Raw genomic sequence first — 20,333 nt, 5'->3', positions numbered from 1 at the left:
ATAGGGGCCGGAGGGTCCGGGAAGGAAACTTCAGCGGACCGCGCTGTCCGACCGAGTCCAAGGATAGGTGGCCATGTGGACGCGCAGGGTCTGGGGCTCTTGCCGCCGCACGCCACGCTGCCATACTTACGACGCCGTAGGTTACGGAACCGTAGGGACGTACCGTCGAGTCCCGTACGGTCCCGGGGGCCCGGCATCTGCCTCGACCATCGACCCCACAGGGGACGCGCATGACCTCAAGTTCCGATGTGATCGAAGAAGCCCGTAAGGCCACCGACACACCCCCTCCCTCCGCCACGCTGGGCGGCGAGCAGAAGCGTTCGATCGAGCAGATCACGCTGCTCCTGTTCATCACCGTGCCGTTCCTGGCACTGGTGGCGGCCGTGCCGCTGGCCTGGGGCTGGGGGGTGAGCTGGCTCGATCTGGGCCTGCTGGTCTTCTTCTACTTCCTGGGGTGCCACGGCATCACGATCGGTTTCCACCGGTACTTCACCCACGGTTCGTTCAAGGCGAAGCGGCCACTGCGGATCGCGCTCGCGATCATGGGTTCGCTGGCGGTCGAAGGCCCGCTGGTGCGCTGGGTGGCCGATCACCGCAAGCATCACAAGTTCTCCGACGCGGAGGGTGACCCGCACTCCCCGTGGCGGTTCGGCGAGACGCTTCCGGCACTGATGAAGGGCCTGTGGTGGGCGCACATCGGCTGGATGTTCGACGAGGAGCAGACCCCGCAGGACAAGTACGCGCCGGATCTGATCAAGGACCCGGCGATGCGGGCGATCTCGCGCCAGTTCGTCCTGTGGACGGTCGTGTCCCTGGGGCTGCCGCCGCTGATCGGCGGTCTGGCGACGATGTCCTGGTGGGGGGCGTTCACCGGGTTCTTCTGGGGTTCGCTCGTGCGGGTGGCGCTGCTGCACCACGTGACCTGGTCGATCAACTCGATCTGCCACGCGGTGGGCAAGCGGCCGTTCAAGTCGCGCGACCGCTCGGGCAACGTGTGGTGGCTGGCGGTGCTGTCCTGCGGCGAGTCCTGGCACAACCTCCACCACGCCGACCCGACGTCGGCGCGGCACGGTGTGATGCGCGGGCAGATCGACTCCTCGGCCCGCTTCATCCGCATCTTCGAGCTGCTCGGCTGGGCGTACGACGTGCGCTGGCCGTCACGCTCGCGTATCGATTCGCGCCGTGACACCGGGGAAGGCGGCTCCCGGCGCCGGGGGGAGACGGCCGAGGCGGCATGATTGACGCCGTGGCGACCGACTCCAGCAGCACCTCAGGCAACGACAAACCCCGGCGGACCCGCCGGACCCGTATGACCGGTGCCGAGCGCCGCCAGCAGTTGCTGGAGATCGGTCGCACCCTCTTCGCCGCCAAGGGCTTCGAGGGCACGTCGGTGGAGGAGATCGCGGCGAAGGCCGGGGTGTCCAAGCCGGTGGTGTACGAGCACTTCGGCGGCAAGGAGGGGCTGTACGCGGTGGTCGTGGACCGCGAGATGCGGCGCCTGCTGGACATGGTCACCAGCTCGCTGACGGCCGGCCATCCGCGTGAGCTGTGCGAACAGGCCGCGTTCGCCCTCCTGGACTACATCGAGGAGTACACGGACGGTTTCCGCATCCTGGTCCGCGACTCCCCCATCCCCCAGTCCACGGGCTCCTTCGCGTCCCTCATCTCGGACATCGCCACCCAGGTGGAGGACATCCTGGGCCGCGAGTTCAAGTCACGCGGCTTTGACCCCAAGCTCGCCCCTCTTTACGCCCAGGCGCTGGTCGGCATGGTCGCGCTGACCGGCCAGTGGTGGCTGGACGTGCGCCGCCCGAAGAAGGCGGAGGTGGCGGCCCATCTGGTGAACCTGGCGTGGCACGGCCTGGACGGCCTGGAGCAGAAGCCGCGCCTGATAGGGCACCGCAAGAGCTGAGCGGTCAGGGAGCCGGCTCCAAGAACTCCAGCCGGTTGCCGACGGGGTCCTCGCAGTAGAAGCGCCGGTGGCCGGGGAGATCGTCGTCCCAGGTGACGGGCGCGCCGAGCGCGGTGAGCCGGGCCGCGTAGGCCTCGATGTCCGTGACCCGCAGTCCGGGGTGGGCCTTCTTCGCCGGCCGGAAGTCGTCCTGGATCCCCAGGTGGAGCTGGACGAAGCCCGCTTCGAACCAGCAGCCGCCGCGTGCGGCGAGCGCCGGCGGTTTGGGGATCTCGGTCATGCCGAGGACGCCTGTGTAGTAGGCGCGCAGCAGGTCCTCGGCTCCGGGAGGGGCGGCCAGCTGCACGTGGTCGAGGGCGACGAGCATGCTCGGTTCTCCTTCACCGGGTTCAGGCCTGCTTCACGGCCACGGCGAACAGCCTCCGGAACGGCAGGACCGTGCCGTACGGCGCGCTCGGGTACGCCTCCCGCAGCAGGTCGCGGTACTCGGTGAGGAACGCGTCCCGTTCCCGGGGGTCGTCGGCGAGGGCGGTCAGGGCGGGCCGCAGGCCGGTGCCCTTCACCCAGTCGAGGACGGGGTCCTCGCCCTGGAGGACGTGGAAGTACGTCGTCTCCCACACGTCGGCGACGCAGCCCAGGCGGGTGAGGCGGTCGAGGTAGGTGCCGGGGGTGTGCACGGAGTCCGTGCGGCGCAGGACGTCGGCGAGGCGGTCGCGCCAGCGGGGGGTCCGGGCGAGGTCGCGCATCAGGGCGTGCAGGGGGGCGTCGATGTTGTGGGGGACCTGGAAGGCGAGGGTGCCACCGGGGGTGAGGGCGGTGATCCAGTCGGCGAAGCGGTCGGCGTGGCCCGGCACCCACTGGAGGGTGGCGTTGGAGACGATCAGGTCGTACGGCTCCGTGGGCGTCCAGGTCCGCACGTCGGCGTGGACGAAGTCGAGCCGGCCGCCCCCGGCCGTGGGTCCCTCGTGGTCGACGTGGGCCTCGTCGAGCATCTCGGGGGAGTTGTCGTAGCCGGTGATGCGGGCGGTGGGCCAGCGGTCGGCGAGGAGGGCGGTGACGTTGCCGGGGCCGCAGCCGAGGTCGGCGATGCGGGGCGGGTCGCCGGGCAGGCGCGGGATCCGGGCGAGGAGGTCGGCGAAGGGGCGGGCCCGGTGACCCGCGTGGCGGAGGTACTGGGCGGGGTCCCAGCTGGGCGTCGTCATGCCACCACTCTCCCCGCCAACTTCTCTCGATGTCAAGAGACTCGACATCAAGAGACTTCACATCGACACAACCACTACACTGATCTCCATGGAGGACGAGGTCGATCGGCTGGTCGCAGCGTGGCGCCGGGAGCGTCCGGACCTCGACGTGGAACCGCTGGAAGTGCTCAGCCGGGTGAGCCGACTCGCCCGGCACCTGGACCGCGCCCGCCGGCTCGCCTTCGCCGAGCATCAGCTGGAGCCGTGGGAGTTCGACGTGCTGACCGCGCTGCGGCGCGCGGGTACGCCGTACCAGCTCTCCCCCGGCCAGTTGCTCACCCAGACCCTGGTCACCTCGGGCACGATGACCAACCGCATCGACCGGCTGGCGAAGAAGGGCCTGGTCGAGCGGCTGCCCGACCCCAGCGACCGGCGGGGCGTGCTGGTCCGGCTGACCGACGAGGGCCGCGACCGCGCGGACCAGGCGCTCGCGGGCCTGCTGGAGCAGGAGCGGGCGATCCTCGCCGAGCTGTCCCGCGCCCAGCGCGCTGAACTGGCGAGCCTGCTACGCCAGCTGACCGCCCCGTTCGACAACATCCCCGGTTAGGTCCACCGGCCCCACCCCGGCCCGCCGGGCCAGCGCGACGGCGGCCAGCGTGGAGTGGACGCCCAGCTTGCCGAGGACGTTCTGCATGTGGGTGCGGACGGTGTGCGGGGAGAGGAACAGCCGCTCGGCGACGGCCTTGCGGCCGAGCCCGGCGACCATGCAGCGCAGCACCTCCCGCTCGCGCGGGGTGAGGGACTCCACCAGCCGCTCGCTCTCGGTGCGGTGCTTGCGCGCCGCCGTCAGCTCCTTCAGCACGCCGGTGAGCAGCGCGGGCGGCAGATGCGTCTCGTCGCGCAGCACCCCCCGGATCACCGTCAGCAGCCGGGACAGCGAGCAGTCCTTGGCGACCCAGCCGGACGCCCCGGCCTGCAGGGCGAGGGCCGCGCGGCGCGGGTCGTCCTTCTCGGCGAGGACGACGATCCGTACGGCGGGGTGGGCGGACCGGACCCCGGTGACGAGCGAGATCCCGTCGACCAGGCCCTCCGCGTCGCCCTCCTGCACCGGCACGGCCGGGCGGGCGCCGGGCAGCCGGCCGCCCAGGTCGGCGTCGACCAGCAGGACGTCGTAGCGCCGGCCCTCGCCGGCCGCGCGCTCCAGGCAGCGCAGCGCGGCCGGGCCGCTGCCGGCGGCGGAGACGTCGACGTCGGGCTCGGCGGCCAGGGCGGCGGCGAGCGACTCGGCGAAGATGCGGTGGTCGTCCACGACCAGGACTCGGATGCGAACCACGTAACCCCCTTCCCCAGGCTCCGCGTGGAGCAGGGGATACCCAAGGTCCGGAAAGCTCCGGAATTGGTTGGTCCGGAAAGCCCGGAAAGGATCCGGAGAACGACGACCGGCGCGGGTTCGACACCCGCGGACAGGGGACGCGCTCCGCACGGCCGCCGCCGTTGCGGACACTGCTACCCCCACCGCGGGCGCCGAACCCGCCTGTCTCGCCCCCTGAGCGGCACCGGCCCCCACCGGTGCTGCTCCACAGAGTACGGATGGGAGCACGCGGCGGAAGGCGAATTGCGGAACTGGCCGCCCGACGCGTTTATGGTGTGCCGCATGTTTCGTATTGAGGCGGAAGTCGACAAAGAGCGACGTGAACTGCTCCGCTCACGGCTGTGGGAGACCAACACGGCGGCGTCCCCGGTCCTCGCCGCGCTGCGCGGCACGCCCGACGAACGCGACACGCCCCTCCACCTCTGGGCGCTGGACACCGCGGGCGCCCTGGCGGGCGGCCTGGTCGGCCACACCTGGACGACCTGGCTGCACGTCACCTACCTGTGGGTGGACGCCGCACACCGCGGCACGGGCCTCGGCACCCGCCTGCTGGCGGAGGCGGAACGCATCGCCGCGACCGACCGCGGCTGCACGGCGTCCCGCCTGGAGACCTGGGACTTCCAGGCCCCGGAGTTCTACCGGAAACAGGGCTACGAGGTGGTGTGCGTGATCCCCGACTACCCGCCGGGGATCACGGAGTACACACTGACGAAGCGACTGGGCTGACGGGGGCTCAGACGAGCCGGCGGGCTCCCGCCGAAGGGACCGCCTCGAAGACTCGTGGGGCTTTGAAGTCCGCCGCCGCGAAGGCCTCTTCGACCGCCTTGGTCAGGGTGTCCACGTCCGTCGCCTCCGCCAGGACGATCGCCGAGCCGCCGAAGCCGCCGCCGGTCATGCGGGCGCCCAGGGCGCCGGCGGCGAGGGCCGTGTCGACGACCAGGTCCAACTCCGGGCAGGAGATGCGGAAGTCGTCGCGCAGCGAGGCGTGGCCCTCGGTGAGGACCGGGCCGATGGCGCGGGTGTCGCCGGCGCGCAGGAGGGCGACGGCGCGTTCGACCCGCTGGTCCTCCGTGACCACGTGGCGGACCAGGCGGATGACCTCCTCCTCGTCGCCGAGGCGGGCGAGGGCCGCGTCCAGGCCGTCGTAGGGGATGTCCCGCAGGGCGTCGACGCCGAGCAGGGCCGCCCCCTTCTCGCACCCGGCCCGGCGCTTGCCGTACTCGCCGCCGCTGTGGGCGTGCTTGACCTGGGTGTCGACCACCAGCAGGCGCAGGCCCTCGGCCACGAGGTCGAAGGGGATCTGCTGCTGGGACAGGTCACGGGTGTCCAGGAACAGCGCGTGGCCCTGCTCGCAGCAGGCCGACGCCGTCTGGTCCATGATCCCGGTCGGCGCGCCCACGTAGACGTTCTCGGCGCGCTGGCACAGGCGGGCCAGCCGCCAGCGCTGCAGGCCGAGGTCGTACAGGTCGTTCAGCGCCAGGGCGATCACCACCTCCAGCGCGGCCGACGAGGACAGGCCCGCGCCCGTCGGGACCGTGGAGGACAGGTGGATGTCGGCGCCGGTCACCTCGTGGCCCGCCTCGCGCAGCGCCCAGACCACGCCCGCCGGGTACGCCGTCCACTCCTGGTCGGTCTGAGGGGCGAGGGCGCCCAGCCGCAGCTCCGCGATCCCGCCCTCGACGTCCTCCGAGTGCAGGCGCAGGACGCCGTCGTCACGGCGGGAGACCGCGGCGACCGCCTGGTGCGGCAGCGCGAACGGCATGACGAAACCGTCGTTGTAGTCGGTGTGCTCACCGATCAGGTTGACCCGGCCGGGCGCCGCCCACACGCCCTCCGGCTCGGCCCCGTACAGCTCGGCGAAGCGCTCCGCGACCTGCTCTGCGCCCACTAGTGCTCCTTCGTGATGCTCTGCGCGAACTCCCACGCGTCCGCGACGATGCCCGCGAGGTCCGCGCGGGTCGGGTTCCAGCCCAGTTTCTCGCGGGCGGTGTCCGCGGAGGCGACCAGGACCGCCGGGTCGCCGCCCCGGCGCGGGGCCACCACCTCGGGGACGGGGTGGCCGGTGACCTGGCGGACGGTCTCGATGACCTGGCGGACGGAGAAGCCGTTGCCGTTGCCGAGGTTGCAGATCAGGTGCTCTCCCGGCGCGGCGGCCTGGACGGCCAGCAGGTGGGCCTCCGTCAGGTCGGCTACGTGGATGTAGTCGCGGACGCAGGTGCCGTCGGGGGTCGGGTAGTCGTCGCCGTAGACGGAGATCGCGTCGCGGCGTTCCTGGGCGACCTGGAGGACCAGCGGGATGAGGTGCGACTCGGGGTCGTGCCGCTCGCCGTACGCGCCGTACGCGCCCGCCACGTTGAAGTAGCGCAGGGAGACCGCCGCCAGGCCGTGGGCGTGCGCCTCACCGGTGATCATGTGGTCGACGGCGAGCTTGGAGGCGCCGTAGGGGCTGGTGGGCCGCGTCGGGGCGGTCTCCCGGATCGGGGTCTGCTCGGGCTCGCCGTAGGTGGCGGCGGTGGAGGAGAAGACCAGCTTGCGGACGCCGGCCTCGCGCATCGCGGTGAGCAGGGCCATGCTGCCGCCGACGTTGTTGTCCCAGTACTTCTCCGGCTTCACCACCGACTCGCCGACCTGGGAGAACGCGGCGAAGTGCAGCACGCCGTCGAAGGAGGGGTCGAGCCACTTGGCGGCGTCGCGGATGTCGCCCTCGATGAAGGCCGCACCGGCGGGGACGCCCGCGCGGAAGCCGGTGGAGAGGTTGTCGAGGACGGTGACCTCGTGGCCGGCCTCCAGCAGGTGCTGGGCCACGACACTGCCGACGTATCCCGCGCCACCCGTCACCAGGTACTTCATGAACTCGCTACCTCTCGCAGTCGCTCGGCCGCGCGCTCCGGCGGCACGTCGTTGATGAACACGCTCATGCCGGACTCGGAACCCGCGAGGAACTTCAGCTTGCCGGAAGTACGGCGGATGGTGAAAAGCTCTAGGTGGAGCGCGAAGTCGTCACGCGTCACGCCGTCGAACTCCTCCAGCGCGCCGAACGGGGCCTGGTGCCAGCCCGAGATGTACGGCGTCGGAGACTCGCCCCCGGTGTTCTCGCCTCCGTGCCTCCCGCCGAAGATCCGGTCGAAGCGCCTCAAGAGTTCCAGATAGACCTGGGGGAATTCTGTGCGGGCCGCCTCGTCCAGGGCGAGCAGATCGGGCACGCGGCGCTTGGGGTACAGGTGGACCTCGTACGGCCAGTGCGCCGCGTACGGCACGAAGGCCGCCCAGTGTTCACCCTCAAGGACGACCCGCTCACCGGCGAGCTCCCGCTCCAGGACCGCGTCGAACAGGTTCTCCCCGCCGGTGGCCTCCTTGTGGGCGGCGAGCGAGCGGAGCATCAGCGCGGTGCGCGGGGTGGTGAAGGGGTAGGCGTAGATCTGTCCGTGCGGGTGGCCGAGGGTCACACCGATCTCGGCACCGCGGTTCTCGAAACAGAACACCTGCTCGACGGAGGGCAGATGCGACAGCTCCGACGTGCGGTCCGTCCACGCGTCCAGCACCAGCCGCGCCTGCTCGACGCTCAGGTCCGCGAAGGAGGCGTCGTGGTCGGAGGTGAAGCAGACGACCTCGCAGCGGCCGGAGTCGCCGGCGAGGGAGGGGAACCGGTTCTCGAAGACGACGACGTCGTACCAGGAGTCCGGGATCTCGCTGAGCCGGTCGCCGCGGGTGGGGCACAGGGGGCACTCGTCGGCCGGCGGGTGGTAGGTGCGGCCCTGGCGGTGCGAGGCCACGGCGACCGAGTCGCCGAGCAGCGGGTCGCGGCGGATCTCGGACGTGGTGACCGTACGGTCCAGCGGGCGCCGGTCGACCGCGTCGCGCACGGTGTCGTCCCGCAGGTCGTAGTAGATCAGCTCACGACCGTCGGCCAGCCGGGTCGAGGTCTTCTTCACGCCGGACTCCTTGTTCGGGCCCTACGGGTGTGTCCGCACCCAATCACTCAACACAACCAAACATAACAGACCACAAGTCCACAACACCTCGGTCGATCACAATCAAACAAAGAACACCAGGCGGAGTGTTCAAATATCGAACACGGCGGCGTAGGTTCCGCTCTGGATCAGTTCGCGCAACGAAGCGAGTTCTTCATGCAAACCCCCACATACGCCCCCACCTATCTGGCGGCGGAGCTACGACTCCCCACCAACTGGCTGGACTACACGATCCTGGCGATCTACTTCGTCGTCGTCCTGGGCATCGGCTTCGCGGCCCGCCGCTCGGTCAAGACGAGCCTCGACTTCTTCCTGTCCGGACGCTCGCTGCCCGCCTGGATCACCGGCCTCGCCTTCATCTCGGCGAACCTGGCGGCCACCGAGATCCTCGGCATGGCCGCGAACAGCGCCCAGTACGGCGCGTACACCGTCCACTGGTACTGGGTCGGCGCCATCCCCGCCATGGTCTTCCTCGGCCTGGTGATGATGCCCTTCTACTACGGCAGCAAGGTCCGCTCGGTCCCCGAGTTCCTGCTGCTGCGCTTCGACCGGGGCGCCCACCTGCTCAGCTCGATCCTGTTCGCGTTCGCCGCCATCCTGATCGCGGGCGTCAACCTCTACGCCCTCGCGATCGTCGTCGAGGCCCTGCTCGGCTGGCCGCAGTGGGTCGCCATCGTCGTCGCCGGCGCGTTCGTCCTCGCGTACATCACCCTGGGCGGTCTGTCCTCGGCGATCTACAACGAGGTCCTCCAGTTCTTCGTGATCCTGGCCGCGCTCATCCCGATCACCATCCTCGGCCTGAAGAAGGTCGGCGGCTGGGGCGGCCTGACCGACAAGCTCACCGCGACCCACGGCGCGGACTTCACCACCGCATGGGGCGGCACCGGCATCGGGCACGCCAACCCGCTCGGCGCGAACTGGCTGACCATCGTCCTCGGCCTCGGCTTCGTCCTCTCCTTCGGCTACTGGACCACCAACTTCGCCGAGGTGCAGCGCGCCCTGTCCGCGAAGAACCTCTCGGCGGGCCAGCGCACCCCGCTGATCGCGGCCTACCCGAAGATCTTCATCGTCTTCCTGGTCATGATCCCGGGCCTGGTCGCCGCCGCGATCGTCCCGAAGTTCGGCACCTCCGGCTCCGGCTACCAGTACAACGACGCCATCCCGTTCCTGATGCAGGAGCTGCTGCCCAACGGCGTGCTCGGCATCGCCGTCACCGGTCTGCTGGCGGCCTTCATGGCGGGCATGGCGGCGAACGTGTCGTCCTTCAACACGGTGTTCACCAACGACATCTGGGCGAAGTACGTGGTGCGGGGGCGTGAAGACGGCTACTACGTCCGCTTCGGCCGGCTGATCACCGCGGTCGGTGTCTGCGCCTCCGTCGGTACGGCGTTCCTGGCGTCCTCGTTCTCGAACATCATGAGCTACCTGCAGACGCTGTTCTCCTTCTTCAACGTGCCGATGTTCGTCGTCTTCATCGTCGGCATGTTCTGGAAGCGGGCGTCCGCGAAGTCCGGGTTCTGGGGCCTGCTCGCCGGCACCGTGACCGCGATGGTCAACTACTTCGTCCTCTACAAGAAGGACATCATCTCCATCCCGACCGACCAGGGCGCCAACTTCGTCTCCGCCATCGCGGGCTTCGTCGCCGGCGCGGTGGTAATGGTCGTGGTGTCCCTGTTCACCAAGCCGAAGCCGGTGGAGGAGCTGCAGGGCCTGGTGTACGGCACCCGCTCCCCCGGCATGTCCGAACCGCCCGCCGAAGGCGACGACGCCTGGTACCGCAAGCCGGCCCTGCTGGGCTGGGGCGCGGTCGTGCTGGCCGCCGTCTGCTACATCCCGTTCTCGTTCTGACGCGGGAGGATCGAGGAAACCATGACCGAGCACTCCGAGCACCCCGAGCGGCCCGAGCCTCGTCGTCCGCTGCACTACACCGAGCAGGACGTCCTGCGGGAGGTCTCCGAGCTGGAGACCAAGTCGGCGACCGCGGCGCGCATCTTCGACCTGCGGCGCATCATCGGCGGCCTCTTCGTGGTCTACGGCGTCATCGTCACGATCACCGGGATCACCGACTCGCAGGCCGCGATCGACAAGGCCGAGGGCGTGAACATCAATCTCTGGACCGGGATCGGCATGCTGCTCCTGGGCATCTTCTTCCTGGCCTGGCTGAAGCTGCGCCCCACCCCGCCGGCTCCTCCGGAGGTCTTGCCGGAGGAGAGGGCGGGCGAGTAGGCACCGTTCACGCGTGTGGCGCGGGGGCTGGTCGTCAGGCGGTTCCCCGCGCACTGACAGTCGGCCTGGGGCGGTAGCACCGCAGCACTGCGGGCAGCCCCCGGCCACGGCCACGACGTGGCTGGTCGCGCAGTTCCCCGCGCACGGACAGTCGGCCGGGGGCGATAGCGCCGCAGCACTGCGGGCCGCCCCCGGCCACGGGCGCGTCGTGGCTGGTCGCGTGGTTCACCGCGCCCCTGGGCAAGTGCAGTCACCGCCGGCCGGCCGGCGCGGGCAAGCGATCCCACCCCCGCCCCAGCAGAGGGTGGCTATTCGGGGCCGCCGACGCCCAGCGCGGGGCCCGCGCGGTCCAGCAGGCCTGTGCGAGCGGCCAGTGCCGCCGCCTCCAGCCTGGAGCCCACGCCCAGTTTCATCAGTACCCGTTGGACATGCGTACGCGCCGTGCTCGGTGCGATGCCCATCCCCGCCGCGATCCTCCGCGTGTCCTCGCCGTCGGCCACCCGCACCAGCACCTCGACCTCACGCGGCGTCAGCATCTCCAGCAGCCGCTGGGCCTCGTCATCGGGTTGCGCGGCCGGATTCAGCAGCTCGCTGAAGGCCCCCTGGAGCAACTGCGGGGCCACCGCCGCCTCCCCGGCCCGGGCCTTCATGATGGCCCGCTCGACCCCCTCGATCCGCTCGTCGTGCCGCACGTACCCCGACGCCCCCGCGGCGAAGGCCGCCGCGATCCCGCGCGGTGACGGCACGGGGCCCAGCACCAGCACCGCCACCTGCGGACGCTCCCGTTTGATCTTGACCACCGGGTCGAAGATCCCCGGCTCGGCCGGCGCAGCCGTACCCAGCAGGCACACCTCGGGCGCCCGCGCGATCACGAGGTCCGCCGCGCCCGCGGCCGGCGCCGCCGCGGCGAGCACCCGGTGCCCACGCAGCTTGAGCGCGGACGCCAGCGCCTCCGCGAGCAGCCGATGGTCGTCCACGACCATGAGCCGCACTCCCATAGAGCAACCCCCCAGTCCCCCCGGCACCCCCGCCCTTCATGCCCCCGGAAGCTACACGCTTGTTCGACGTCGCGCTGCCCCTCTTCATGAGAAGTGCCCCGGATCGATGAAATCCGGGGCACTTCTCGGCAAGTCACTCATTCGGGTGAGGCCGGCGGATCAGCCGTCCGTGCCGAACGCCATCACGAGGTACTCCTTGCTGTACGACGACATGTCCCGCTCCTTGGCGAACACGGCGGACATGTACAGCCGGCCCTTGCCGAAGCGGAGTTCCGCGTACTCCGGCAGCAGGTTGACCTCGGAGTCCCGCACGCTCTTCGTGGAGGGGTTCTCCAGCAGCTTGGTCACCTTGAACGAGCCGCCGTCGATGCTGACGACCTGGCCGCCCTTGTTGTACGGCGGCGCGTCGTAGGCGATCAGATTGCCGCCGTCCATGCGCAGCGGGGAGAGCGTGTAGCCGTCGCCGGCCTCGGCGCGCTGGCCGGTCGGCTTGCCGGTCTTCAGGTCGAAGGCGACGATCTCGTTGGTCCGGGTGTACTCGCCCTTGCCGTCGTGCGCCTCGGTCATCAGGTACAGCCTGCCGTTGCCCGCGACGACCTGACGGCAGTCCTCGACGCGGGTGGTGCCGTCGCAGCGGCCTCCGTAGGTGTCGCCGGGCGCGGGGATGCGGGCGAGCAGCTTGCCGGTCTTGTCGTCGATGGAGAAGTAGTCCGAGACACCGCTGCCGTCGCCCGCGCTCTGGCCGACGTCGGCCGCGACCACCAGCGGGTCGGTGGAGACGACGGAGGCGTACGCGACGCCGTCCGGCATCTTGTACTCGGAGATCACCTTGCCGCTGACCGGGTCGATGGTCTGGATGTTCAGCTGCGGGTCGTCGTACTTGCCGCACTTGCGCACCGCGACCAGCCTGGTGCCGCCGCCGTACCCCTCGTCGTAGCAGGTGTCGTCCGGCTTCGGCTGCCACAGCGTCTTGCCGGACTCGATATCGAACGCGGCGCCGCCGTCGGAACCGCCGGCCGCGACGGTGTGCTGGGCGACCGTCACATTGGCGAAGGTGACCGGGTAGTCACCGGACTTGACCGACTTCGTCCACAGCTTCTTGCCCGCGGTGAGGTCGATCGCGGCGACCTGGCTGCACCCCGCGGAGGAGCCCTTCTCCGGCATCTTCGGCTGGAAGGCGATCGCCGTCCGCCCGTGGTCGTCCACGTGCTTGCCGGCCGCGCACACCGGGCCGGGCAGCTTGATCGTCCACAACTCGGTGCCCTTGGCCGGGTCGTAGCCGGTGATCTTCGCGATGCCGCTCTTGGCGTACACCGTGTCCGTCAGCCACGAGCCCGCGGTGCTGACCGTGTCGTCCGCCTTGGGCAGCGGCACCCCGAAGAGCAGCCGGGAGGACGGGTCGGCGGGCACCTTCTCCTTGCCGCCACCGCCGGTCGTGCCCCCGGAGTTCTTGTCGTCCGGGCCGACGGTGCCGCCGCCGGAGGACGCGGTGTCGTGCCGCTCGCCGTCGTCGCCGGAGGACTTGGCGTACCAGATGCCGCCGCCGATGATCAGCGCGATGGCGACGACCGCCGCGACGACGATGAACAGCACGGTGTTGTTCCGCCCGCCGCCGGCCGCTCCCGGCTGGGGCGCCATCGGCACGGTCGGCGGCTGCCCCTGGCCGGGATGGCCCGGGTAGCCGTAACCCGGCTGCATGCCCTGCATGGGCTGCGTGGGCTGGGCGTAGGGGTTGTGCGGCTGGGCGCCGTAGCCGGGAGGCTGCGGGGCGGTGGGGGCCGGGGGCTGCTGCGCGTACGGGTTCTGCTGCGCGCCCGGGTAGCCGTAACCGGGCGGCTGCGGGGGCGGGACCGGCGGATAGCCGTAACCCGGCTGCGGGGGCTGGGCCGGCGGCTGCGGGGGCTGCGCCGGCGGCTGGTTGGGCGGCTGGTTCGGGGGTGGCGGGGGCGGCTGGGTCATGGCGCGGCTACCTCGGTGACGCTCGGAAGGCCGTACGGCGTACGGGACTCGGGAAGGACGGGCTGCGGCCGGCCCGGGGGCCGGCCGGGGCGGTGCGCCGGGCTCAGTTGCCGAAGGCCATCATGAGCTTCTCCTTCGAGTCGTCGTCGCCGGACAGCCGGCCCGAGGAGATGAAGAACCGCCCGTCGGCCCAGTCGACGACCCCGTCGTAGAAGGTGTCCTCGACGTCGGCGGCGCCCTGCGGGTTCTGCAGGAGCCTGGTCGTCCTGTGGGAGGAGCCGGTGACCGGCACCGACACCACCTGGCCGCCCGAGTCGTACGACGGCTGCACGTACGCGATGAGCTTGCCGCCCTCGACCTTCACCGGCGCCATCGGCTGGTCCACCGGGGACTTGACCCGCCACTTCGCCTTGCCGTCGGAGAGGCTGATCGCGACGATCTCGTTGGCGCTGATGGTGGAGTCGGTGGGCAGGTAGAGCGTGTCGGCGTCGACCGCGACGCCCTGGCAGCCCTGCAACTCGCGTTCGAGGACGGCCCAGCCGCAGCGGGGGGCGAACTTCTCGTTCACCTTCACCTCGGAGCGGAACTTGCCGTCCTTGGTGAACGTGGAGATGTTCCAGGCCTTCTTGTCCCGGTTGGTCAGGTAGACCACGAGCGGGTCGACCGAGTACGCCCGGGACACCTCCCAGCCCTTCTTGACCGGCTGGGTCCAGCGCACCTTGCCGGTGGCCGGGTCGAGTTCCTGGATCTCCTCGTGCTCCTTGGCGGTGCCGGCGCCGCAGGAGGCCACCTGGATCAGCCGGTCGGTGCCGCCCGCGAAGGCGGCCGGGAAGCAGGCCGCGCCGTACTTCTTCTTGTCGTACAGCTTCTTGCCGCTGTCGATGGCGTACGCCGTGCCCGACTGCGAACGGCCCACCATCAACGTCTTGCCGCTGACCGTCAGTTCGATGGTCAACGCGCTGTCGAACAGCCCGCCGTCGGCGACCTCGGTGCTCCAGCCCTTCTCGCCGGTGCGCAGGTCGAGCTGCTGGAGCTGGTTGCACTTGGCGCGGTCGCCGCCGCCGCTCATGTACGCCACGACGATCTTGTCGTCGGCCGACTTCTGCGGGGTGACCGCGCAGATCTTCTGCGGGAAGGCGAGCGGCCCCCAGGCGGTGCCGCCGTCACCGGTGCGGAACGCGAAGACCTGCTTGTAGGCCGCCTTCACCGCCGTGTCGCCGGTGATCCACATGCCGGGCGCGTCGGCGCCGGAGGCCGGGGCGTCCGGCGCCGGCTTGTACCAGAGCACCTTCGCCTCGCCTGGCTGACGGCCCTTGTTGAGGTTCTCCGGGTCCTCACCGCCGCCGGACGTGGTCGGCGAGGCGGTGGGGGAGTTCTTGGGGTCGTCGCTCTGCTGGGCGACCGGCTTCTTCTTGCCGCCGCCGCTGTCACCGCCGGTGACCGCGTACACCGTGCCGCCGACGACGAGCAGCGCGGCCACCGCGGCCCCGATGATCAGCGCGGTCTTCTTCCGGGAGGCAGGCTTGCCGCCGAAGGGCCCGCCGGGCGCGGTGCCGGGCACGCCGGGGTACGGCGGCTGCTGCGGGTGCCCGTAGCCGGGCTGCGGGGCGCCGTACGGGCCGGGCTGCGGGGCGCCGTACGGGCCGGGCTGCTGCGGGGAGCCGTAGGGACCGGGGGTGCCGCCGTAGGGGCCCGGCTGCTGCGGATAGCCGTAGCCCGGTGGGGGCTGCGGGGGCTGCTGCGGAGGGCCGGCGGGTGGCTGGGGCGCGCCGAAACCGCCCTGCGCCGGCGGGGTCTGGGGAGCGGCGCCGAAACCGCCCTGCGCCGGTGGCGTCTGCGGGGCCGGGCCGAAACCGCCGGCCTGCGGAGGCTGGTCCTGCGGGGGCCGAGCCCCCGGCGGCTGGTCCTGCGGCGGTCCGAATCCGCCCTGCGGCGGCTGGTTGGGCGGCTGAGTCATCAGCGCTCTTCCCCCTCGTTCACTGATTTTTAGCCACGCCCTGGAGTTCGTGACGGACTCGAGGTCGCTCGTTCTCAGACAGTTCTCAGACCGTTCTTTCTATCACCCGGTACAGACAGCACACGGGGCCGTGTCCTCCCCTGTTCCCAAGGGACGACCGGCCCGTGATACCGCCGTTACGCGCCTTCACGCCCCCTTCACGAGGGGCACGCGCCCCCTCCGTGAGCGGGCGTGAGAGGTCAGGCGTCCTCCGCCAGTTCCAGCCAGCGCAGCTCCAGTTCCTCGCGCTCCCCGGCGAGATCCCGCAACTGGGCGTCGAGTTCGGCGACCTTCGCGAAGTCGGTGGCGTTGTCGGCGATCTGGGCGTGCAGCTTGGACTCCTTCTCGGAGATCCGGTCCAACTGGCGCTCGATCTTCTGGAGTTCCTTCTTCGCCGCGCGCTGGTCGGCCGCGCTCCTCTCCTGCGTGACCGGCTTGGGCGCCGCGGCGGCGGTCTGCGCGGCGACCGCCTCCTCCATCCGCTGCCGCCGCTCCAGGTACTCGTCGATACCGCGCGGCAGCATGCGCAGCGTGCCGTCGCCGAGGAGGGCGAACACCCGGTCCGTCGTCCGCTCCACGAAGAACCGGTCGTGGGAGATGACGATCATCGAGCCGGGCCAGCCGTCGAGGACGTCCTCGAGCTGGGTGAGGGTCTCGATGTCGAGGTCGTTGGTCGGCTCGTCCAGGAAGAGGACGTTGGGCTCGTCCATGAGCAGCCGCAGGAGCTGGAGCCGCCGCCGCTCACCACCGGAGAGGTCCCCGACCGGCGTCCACTGCTTCTCCTTGTTGAAGCCGAACGTCTCGCACAGCTGCCCGGCCGTCATCTCGCGCCCCTTGCCGAGATCGACGCGCTCACGGACCCGCTGCACGGCCTCCAGCACCCGCCAGGTCGGGTCGAGTTCGGCGACCTCCTGGGAGAGATAGGCGAGCTTGACGGTCCGGCCGACGGCGATCCGGCCGCCGGCCGGCTGCTCCTCCCCCTCACTGCGGGCCGCGGCCGCCATGGCCCGCAGCAGCGAGGTCTTCCCGGCGCCGTTGACCCCGACGAGGCCGATCCGGTCGCCCGGGCCGAGCTGCCAGGTGACGTGCTTGAGCAGCACCTTCGGCCCGGCCTGGACGGTGACGTCCTCCAGGTCGAAGACGGTCCTGCCGAGCCGGGAGGAGGCGAACTTCATCAGTTCGCTGCTGTCCCGGGGCGGCGGCACGTCCGCGATCAGCTCGTTGGCGGCCTCCACGCGGAAGCGCGGCTTGGAGGTACGGGCGGGGGCGCCCCGCCGCAGCCACGCCAGCTCCTTGCGGATCAGGTTCTGCCGCTTGACCTCCTCGGTCGCGGCGATCCGCTCGCGCTCGGCACGGGCGAAGACGTAATCGGAGTAGCCGCCCTCGTACTCGTACACGTCACCGCGCTGCACGTCCCACATGCGCGTGCACACCTGGTCCAGGAACCAGCGGTCGTGCGTCACGCACACCAGCGCCGAGCGCCGGTTCTGCAGGTGCTTGGCGAGCCAGGCGATGCCCTCGACGTCGAGGTGGTTGGTGGGCTCGTCCAGGACCAGCAGGTCCTGCTCCTCGATGAGCAGCTTGGCCAGCGCGATCCGGCGCCGCTCGCCACCGGACAGCGGACCGATGACGGTGTCCAGCCCCTTCGGGAAGCCCGGCAGGTCCAGTCCGCCGAACAACCCGGTCAGTACGTCCCTGACCTTCGCGTTGCCGGCCCACTCGTGGTCCGCCATGTCGCCGATGACCTCGTGGCGCACGGTGGCCTCGGGGTCGAGGGAATCGTGCTGGGTGAGCACGCCGATCCGCAGCCCGCCGGAGTGCGTGACCCGTCCGGTGTCGGCCTCCTCCAGCTTGGCGAGCATCCGGATGAGGGTGGTCTTGCCGTCGCCGTTGCGTCCGACGACTCCGATCCGGTCCCCTTCCTGCACACCGAGCGAGACACCGTCCAGCAGGGCACGGGTGCCGTACACCTTGCTGACGTTCTCGACATTGACCAGGTTGACGGCCATTTCACTCCTGTGCGCGGGGCTGTTTCGACGTGCGGCTCCGCCGCGTGGGTCAGCCTTCTAGCGTAGGGCCTGCGGGGGTGGGGGCGGGGCGCGAGGGGGTTGTCACTCTTTGTGATGACGTGATCGGGAAAGGGCCGCTACGGTGGGAAGGCAGGCCGCAGGATCCCGTCCATGGGAGGAACCATGACCGCCGAGCCCGCAGAGCACCGCCGCCAGTGGCCGGTGCCACCCCTGGACGGCTACACCGTGGACGACCTGTTCACGCTGCCGGATCTCCCGCCGCACACCGAGCTGATCGACGGGAGCCTGGTTTTCGTGAGCCCGCAGCGCTACTTCCACTTCGCCGCGATCCACCTGCTGGCGAACGGGCTGCGCAGCACCGTGCCGTCCGACTTGAAAGTCGTGTGTGAGATGACGGTGGTATTGGACCGGCGTAACGGTCCGGAGCCGGACATCTCCGTGGTCCGCGCCGAGGCCGTCACCGGGCCGCGCCAGACCCGTTTCGAAGCGGCCGACGTCCTGCTCGCCGTCGAGGTGATCTCACCGGACTCCGAGGCTCGCGACCGCGACACCAAACCGCACAAGTACGCCGCAGCCGGCATTCCCCACTTTTGGCTGGTCGACATGGCGGGCCAGGACGACCACCCTGTCGTCCAGGTGTACGAACGCGGCGAGGCCACCGGCACCTACGCGTTGACAGGCATCTACCACGACCACGTCAAGGTGAGCGTCCCCTACGACATCCTCATCGACCTGACCACCTTCAACCAGTACTGAACTCAGAGCACCGTCGCCCCCGCCACCGGCCCCGCCGCCACCCGTACCGCCCCGCACGTCCCCGACGCCCGCAGGGCCACGGCCACCTTCTCCGCCGACTCGGCGTCCCCCGTGAGGAAGGCCGTCGTCGGACCGGAACCGGAGACCAGCGCGGCGAGCGCACCCGCCCCGCGCCCCGCCTCCAGCGTGTCGGCCAGCTCCGGGAACAGGGACAGCGCCGCGGGCTGAAGGTCATTGGAGACGGCCGCCGCCAGCCCTTCCACGTCCCCCTTCGCCAGCGCCTCCAGCAGCTCCGCCGAGGCCACCGGCTCCGGGATCTCGCGTCCCTCCGCCAGCCGGTCGAACTCCCGGAAGACGGCAGGCGTCGACAGCCCCCGCCCGGCCATCGCGAACACCCAGTGGAAGGTGCCACCGACCTCCAGGGCCGTCAGCCGCTCGCCGCGCCCCACCCCGAGCGCCGCCCCGCCGACCAGGCTGAACGGCACGTCGCTGCCCAGCTCGGCGCAGATGGCGAGGAGTTCCGCCCGCGACGCACCCGTACCCCACAGCCGGTCGCAGGCGAGCAGCGCGCCCGCGCCGTCCGCGCTGCCGCCCGCCATGCCGCCGGCGACCGGGATGTCCTTGGCGATGTGGAGGTGGACGTTCGGTTCGATGCCCCGGCGCCCGGCGAGGGCGATGGCGGCCCGCGCGGCGAGGTTGGTGTCGTCGAGGGGCACCTGCCCGGCGTCCGGGCCCTCGCAGGTGATCCGGAGTTCGTCGGCGGGGGTCACCGTCACCTCGTCGTACAGGCCGACCGCGAGGAAGACGTTGGCCAGGTCGTGGAACCCGTCGGGGCGGGCGGCGCCCACCGCGAGCTGGACGTTGACCTTGGCGGGGACCCGGACCGTGACGCTCACTCGCCGCTCTCCTCGTTCGGGGGTGCGGGGGTCGCCCTCCGCGATGACGCGGCCTCCGCGATCCGCGCGAACTCCTCCACGGTCAGCGACTCGCCGCGCGCCTGCGGCGAGACCCCGGCCGCGACCAGGGCCGCCTCGGCCGCCGCCGCGGACCCGGCCCAGCCGGCGAGCGCGGCCCGCAGGGTCTTGCGGCGCTGGGCGAAGGCCGCGTCGATCACCGCGAAGACCTCGCCCTTCGTGGCGGTGGTCTTGACCGGCTCGGTCCGGCGGACGAGCGAGACGAGGCCGCTGTCGACGTTCGGCGCGGGCCAGAAGACGTTGCGTCCGATGGCCCCGGCCCGCTTCACGTCGGCGTACCAGTTGGCCTTCACGGACGGCACGCCGTACACCTTGTTGCCGGGCGCGGCGGCGAGCCGGTCGGCGACCTCGGACTGCACCATCACCAGCGTCCGCTCGATGCTCGGGAAGGTGTCGAGCATGTGCAGCAGCACGGGGACGGCGACGTTGTACGGCAGGTTCGCCACCAGGGCCGTCGGCGCGGGTCCGGGCAGCTCGGTGACGTGCATGGCGTCGGAGTGGACCAGCGCGAAGCGGTCGGCACGGTCCGGCATGCGCGCGGCGACGGTGGCGGGGAGGGCGCCGGCGAGTACGTCGTCGATCTCCACGGCGGTGACGCGGTCGGCGACCTCCAGCAGCGCGAGGGTGAGCGAGCCGAGCCCCGGGCCGACCTCGACGACCACGTCGTCGGGGCGGACCTCGGCGGTACGGACGATACGGCGGACCGTGTTGGCGTCGATCACGAAGTTCTGGCCGCGCTGCTTCGTGGGGCGGACACCGAGCGCCGCCGCGAGCTCGCGGATGTCGGCGGGGCCGAGGAGGGAGTCGGGGGTGGGGCTGCTCACGGGACAAGGGTACGGGGCCGTACCGGCCCGGGTTGCCAGGTGCCCCGCGCCGCGGCCGGCCGGGCGGGGTTCCCGCCGGCGCCCCCCAGGGCGCCGGGAGCCGCGCGATCAGCCACGACGGCCGCGCAGCCGAG

19 protein-coding genes are annotated in these 20,333 nt (G+C 71.2%); 7 read left to right on the top strand and 12 right to left on the bottom strand.

What is annotated here, in order from left to right; genetic code table 11:
* Positions 1–230 precede the first annotated feature (230 nt).
* Positions 231–1,238, top strand: coding sequence for an acyl-CoA desaturase (locus tag OO52_RS10285; protein WP_030650542.1), 1,008 nt, complete (start codon positions 231–233; stop codon positions 1,236–1,238).
* The gene (locus tag OO52_RS10280; RefSeq protein WP_030650540.1) at positions 1,235–1,912 is read left to right on the top strand and encodes a TetR/AcrR family transcriptional regulator; all 678 of its coding nucleotides are present in this window, start codon (positions 1,235–1,237) and stop codon (positions 1,910–1,912) included. Before OO52_RS10285 ends, OO52_RS10280 begins: the two co-directional genes overlap by 4 nt.
* A gap of 4 nt (positions 1,913–1,916) precedes the next feature.
* Here the strand turns inward: OO52_RS10280 and OO52_RS10275 are convergent, their stop codons facing one another.
* Together OO52_RS10275 and OO52_RS10270 are read right to left on the bottom strand one after the other, a co-directional pair.
* Complete coding sequence (locus tag OO52_RS10275; RefSeq protein ID WP_030650538.1) at positions 1,917–2,279, bottom strand: VOC family protein; 363 nt, start codon at positions 2,277–2,279, stop codon at positions 1,917–1,919.
* 22 nt (positions 2,280–2,301) lie between these two features.
* Positions 2,302–3,114 carry a trans-aconitate 2-methyltransferase gene (locus OO52_RS10270; RefSeq protein WP_030650536.1) on the bottom strand — a complete coding sequence of 271 codons (813 nt, stop codon included), beginning with the start codon at positions 3,112–3,114 and terminating at the stop codon, positions 2,302–2,304.
* Between the two features lie 88 nt (positions 3,115–3,202).
* On the opposite strand from OO52_RS10270, the gene tamR reads away from it, so the two are divergent.
* A complete protein-coding gene (gene tamR, locus OO52_RS10265) occupies positions 3,203–3,700 on the top strand; it encodes a MarR family transcriptional regulator TamR (RefSeq protein WP_030650532.1) in 498 nt (165 codons plus the stop codon).
* Here the strand turns inward: tamR and OO52_RS10260 are convergent.
* The gene (locus OO52_RS10260) at positions 3,659–4,426 is read right to left on the bottom strand and encodes a LuxR C-terminal-related transcriptional regulator (protein ID WP_030650529.1); all 768 of its coding nucleotides are present in this window, start codon (positions 4,424–4,426) and stop codon (positions 3,659–3,661) included. The two genes, tamR and OO52_RS10260, sit on opposite strands and share 42 nt — an antisense overlap.
* Positions 4,427–4,747: 321 nt before the next feature.
* On the opposite strand from OO52_RS10260, the gene OO52_RS10255 reads away from it, so the two are divergent.
* Positions 4,748–5,191, top strand: coding sequence for a GNAT family N-acetyltransferase (locus OO52_RS10255; protein WP_037629991.1), 444 nt, complete (start codon positions 4,748–4,750; stop codon positions 5,189–5,191).
* A 7-nt stretch (positions 5,192–5,198) separates the two neighbouring features.
* Here the strand turns inward: OO52_RS10255 and galK are convergent, their stop codons facing one another.
* Genes galK through galT form a run of 3 tightly spaced genes read right to left on the bottom strand, consistent with a single transcriptional unit; the run spans position 5,199 to position 8,397 of the window.
* Positions 5,199–6,353, bottom strand: a complete 1,155-nt coding sequence (gene galK, locus OO52_RS10250) for a galactokinase (protein WP_030650524.1) — start codon at positions 6,351–6,353, stop codon at positions 5,199–5,201.
* Positions 6,353–7,315, bottom strand: a complete 963-nt coding sequence (gene galE, locus OO52_RS10245) for a UDP-glucose 4-epimerase GalE (protein WP_030650521.1) — start codon at positions 7,313–7,315, stop codon at positions 6,353–6,355. Before galE ends, galK begins: the two co-directional genes overlap by 1 nt.
* Positions 7,312–8,397: a galactose-1-phosphate uridylyltransferase gene (gene galT, locus OO52_RS10240; protein WP_030650518.1), complete on the bottom strand. Its 1,086-nt coding sequence runs from the start codon at positions 8,395–8,397 to the stop codon at positions 7,312–7,314. Before galT ends, galE begins: the two co-directional genes overlap by 4 nt.
* Positions 8,398–8,592: 195 nt before the next feature.
* Between galT and OO52_RS10235 the strand changes: the two genes are divergently transcribed.
* Entirely contained in the window at positions 8,593–10,284 is a 1,692-nt protein-coding gene (locus OO52_RS10235; RefSeq protein ID WP_030650515.1) for a sodium:solute symporter family protein, read from the top strand.
* A 21-nt stretch (positions 10,285–10,305) separates the two neighbouring features.
* On the top strand, positions 10,306–10,662 hold the full coding sequence (locus OO52_RS10230) for a hypothetical protein (protein ID WP_030650513.1): 357 nt from the start codon (positions 10,306–10,308) through the stop codon (positions 10,660–10,662).
* A 308-nt stretch (positions 10,663–10,970) separates the two neighbouring features.
* Here the strand turns inward: OO52_RS10230 and OO52_RS10225 are convergent, their stop codons facing one another.
* From OO52_RS10225 to OO52_RS10210, 4 genes are all read right to left on the bottom strand, one after another.
* Complete coding sequence (locus OO52_RS10225) at positions 10,971–11,660, bottom strand: helix-turn-helix transcriptional regulator (RefSeq protein ID WP_030650510.1); 690 nt, start codon at positions 11,658–11,660, stop codon at positions 10,971–10,973.
* A gap of 159 nt (positions 11,661–11,819) precedes the next feature.
* Positions 11,820–13,619: a PQQ-binding-like beta-propeller repeat protein gene (locus OO52_RS10220; RefSeq protein WP_030650507.1), complete on the bottom strand. Its 1,800-nt coding sequence runs from the start codon at positions 13,617–13,619 to the stop codon at positions 11,820–11,822.
* Positions 13,620–13,722: 103 nt separating this feature from the next.
* Positions 13,723–15,576, bottom strand: coding sequence for a PQQ-binding-like beta-propeller repeat protein (locus tag OO52_RS10215; RefSeq protein ID WP_030650504.1), 1,854 nt, complete (start codon positions 15,574–15,576; stop codon positions 13,723–13,725).
* A gap of 239 nt (positions 15,577–15,815) precedes the next feature.
* A complete protein-coding gene (locus OO52_RS10210; protein ID WP_030650501.1) occupies positions 15,816–17,624 on the bottom strand; it encodes an ABC-F family ATP-binding cassette domain-containing protein in 1,809 nt (602 codons plus the stop codon).
* A 183-nt stretch (positions 17,625–17,807) separates the two neighbouring features.
* Here OO52_RS10210 and OO52_RS10205 point away from each other — a divergent pair, with 183 nt between their 5' ends.
* Positions 17,808–18,401, top strand: a complete 594-nt coding sequence (locus OO52_RS10205; protein WP_030650498.1) for a Uma2 family endonuclease — start codon at positions 17,808–17,810, stop codon at positions 18,399–18,401.
* A 2-nt stretch (positions 18,402–18,403) separates the two neighbouring features.
* Here OO52_RS10205 and OO52_RS10200 read toward each other — a convergent pair whose 3' ends face one another.
* Together OO52_RS10200 and rsmA are read right to left on the bottom strand one after the other, a co-directional pair.
* The gene (locus tag OO52_RS10200; RefSeq protein WP_030650495.1) at positions 18,404–19,297 is read right to left on the bottom strand and encodes a 4-(cytidine 5'-diphospho)-2-C-methyl-D-erythritol kinase; all 894 of its coding nucleotides are present in this window, start codon (positions 19,295–19,297) and stop codon (positions 18,404–18,406) included.
* Complete coding sequence (gene rsmA, locus OO52_RS10195) at positions 19,294–20,199, bottom strand: 16S rRNA (adenine(1518)-N(6)/adenine(1519)-N(6))-dimethyltransferase RsmA (RefSeq protein ID WP_048910288.1); 906 nt, start codon at positions 20,197–20,199, stop codon at positions 19,294–19,296. The genes OO52_RS10200 and rsmA overlap by 4 nt, the downstream gene beginning before the upstream one ends.
* Between the last annotated feature and the right edge of the window lie 134 nt (positions 20,200–20,333).

The sequence above is a fragment of the Streptomyces flaveolus genome, assembly GCF_000716535.1.
Taxonomy (GTDB): domain Bacteria; phylum Actinomycetota; class Actinomycetes; order Streptomycetales; family Streptomycetaceae; genus Streptomyces; species Streptomyces flaveolus_A.
This window is presented reverse-complemented; position numbering and strand designations above follow the sequence as displayed.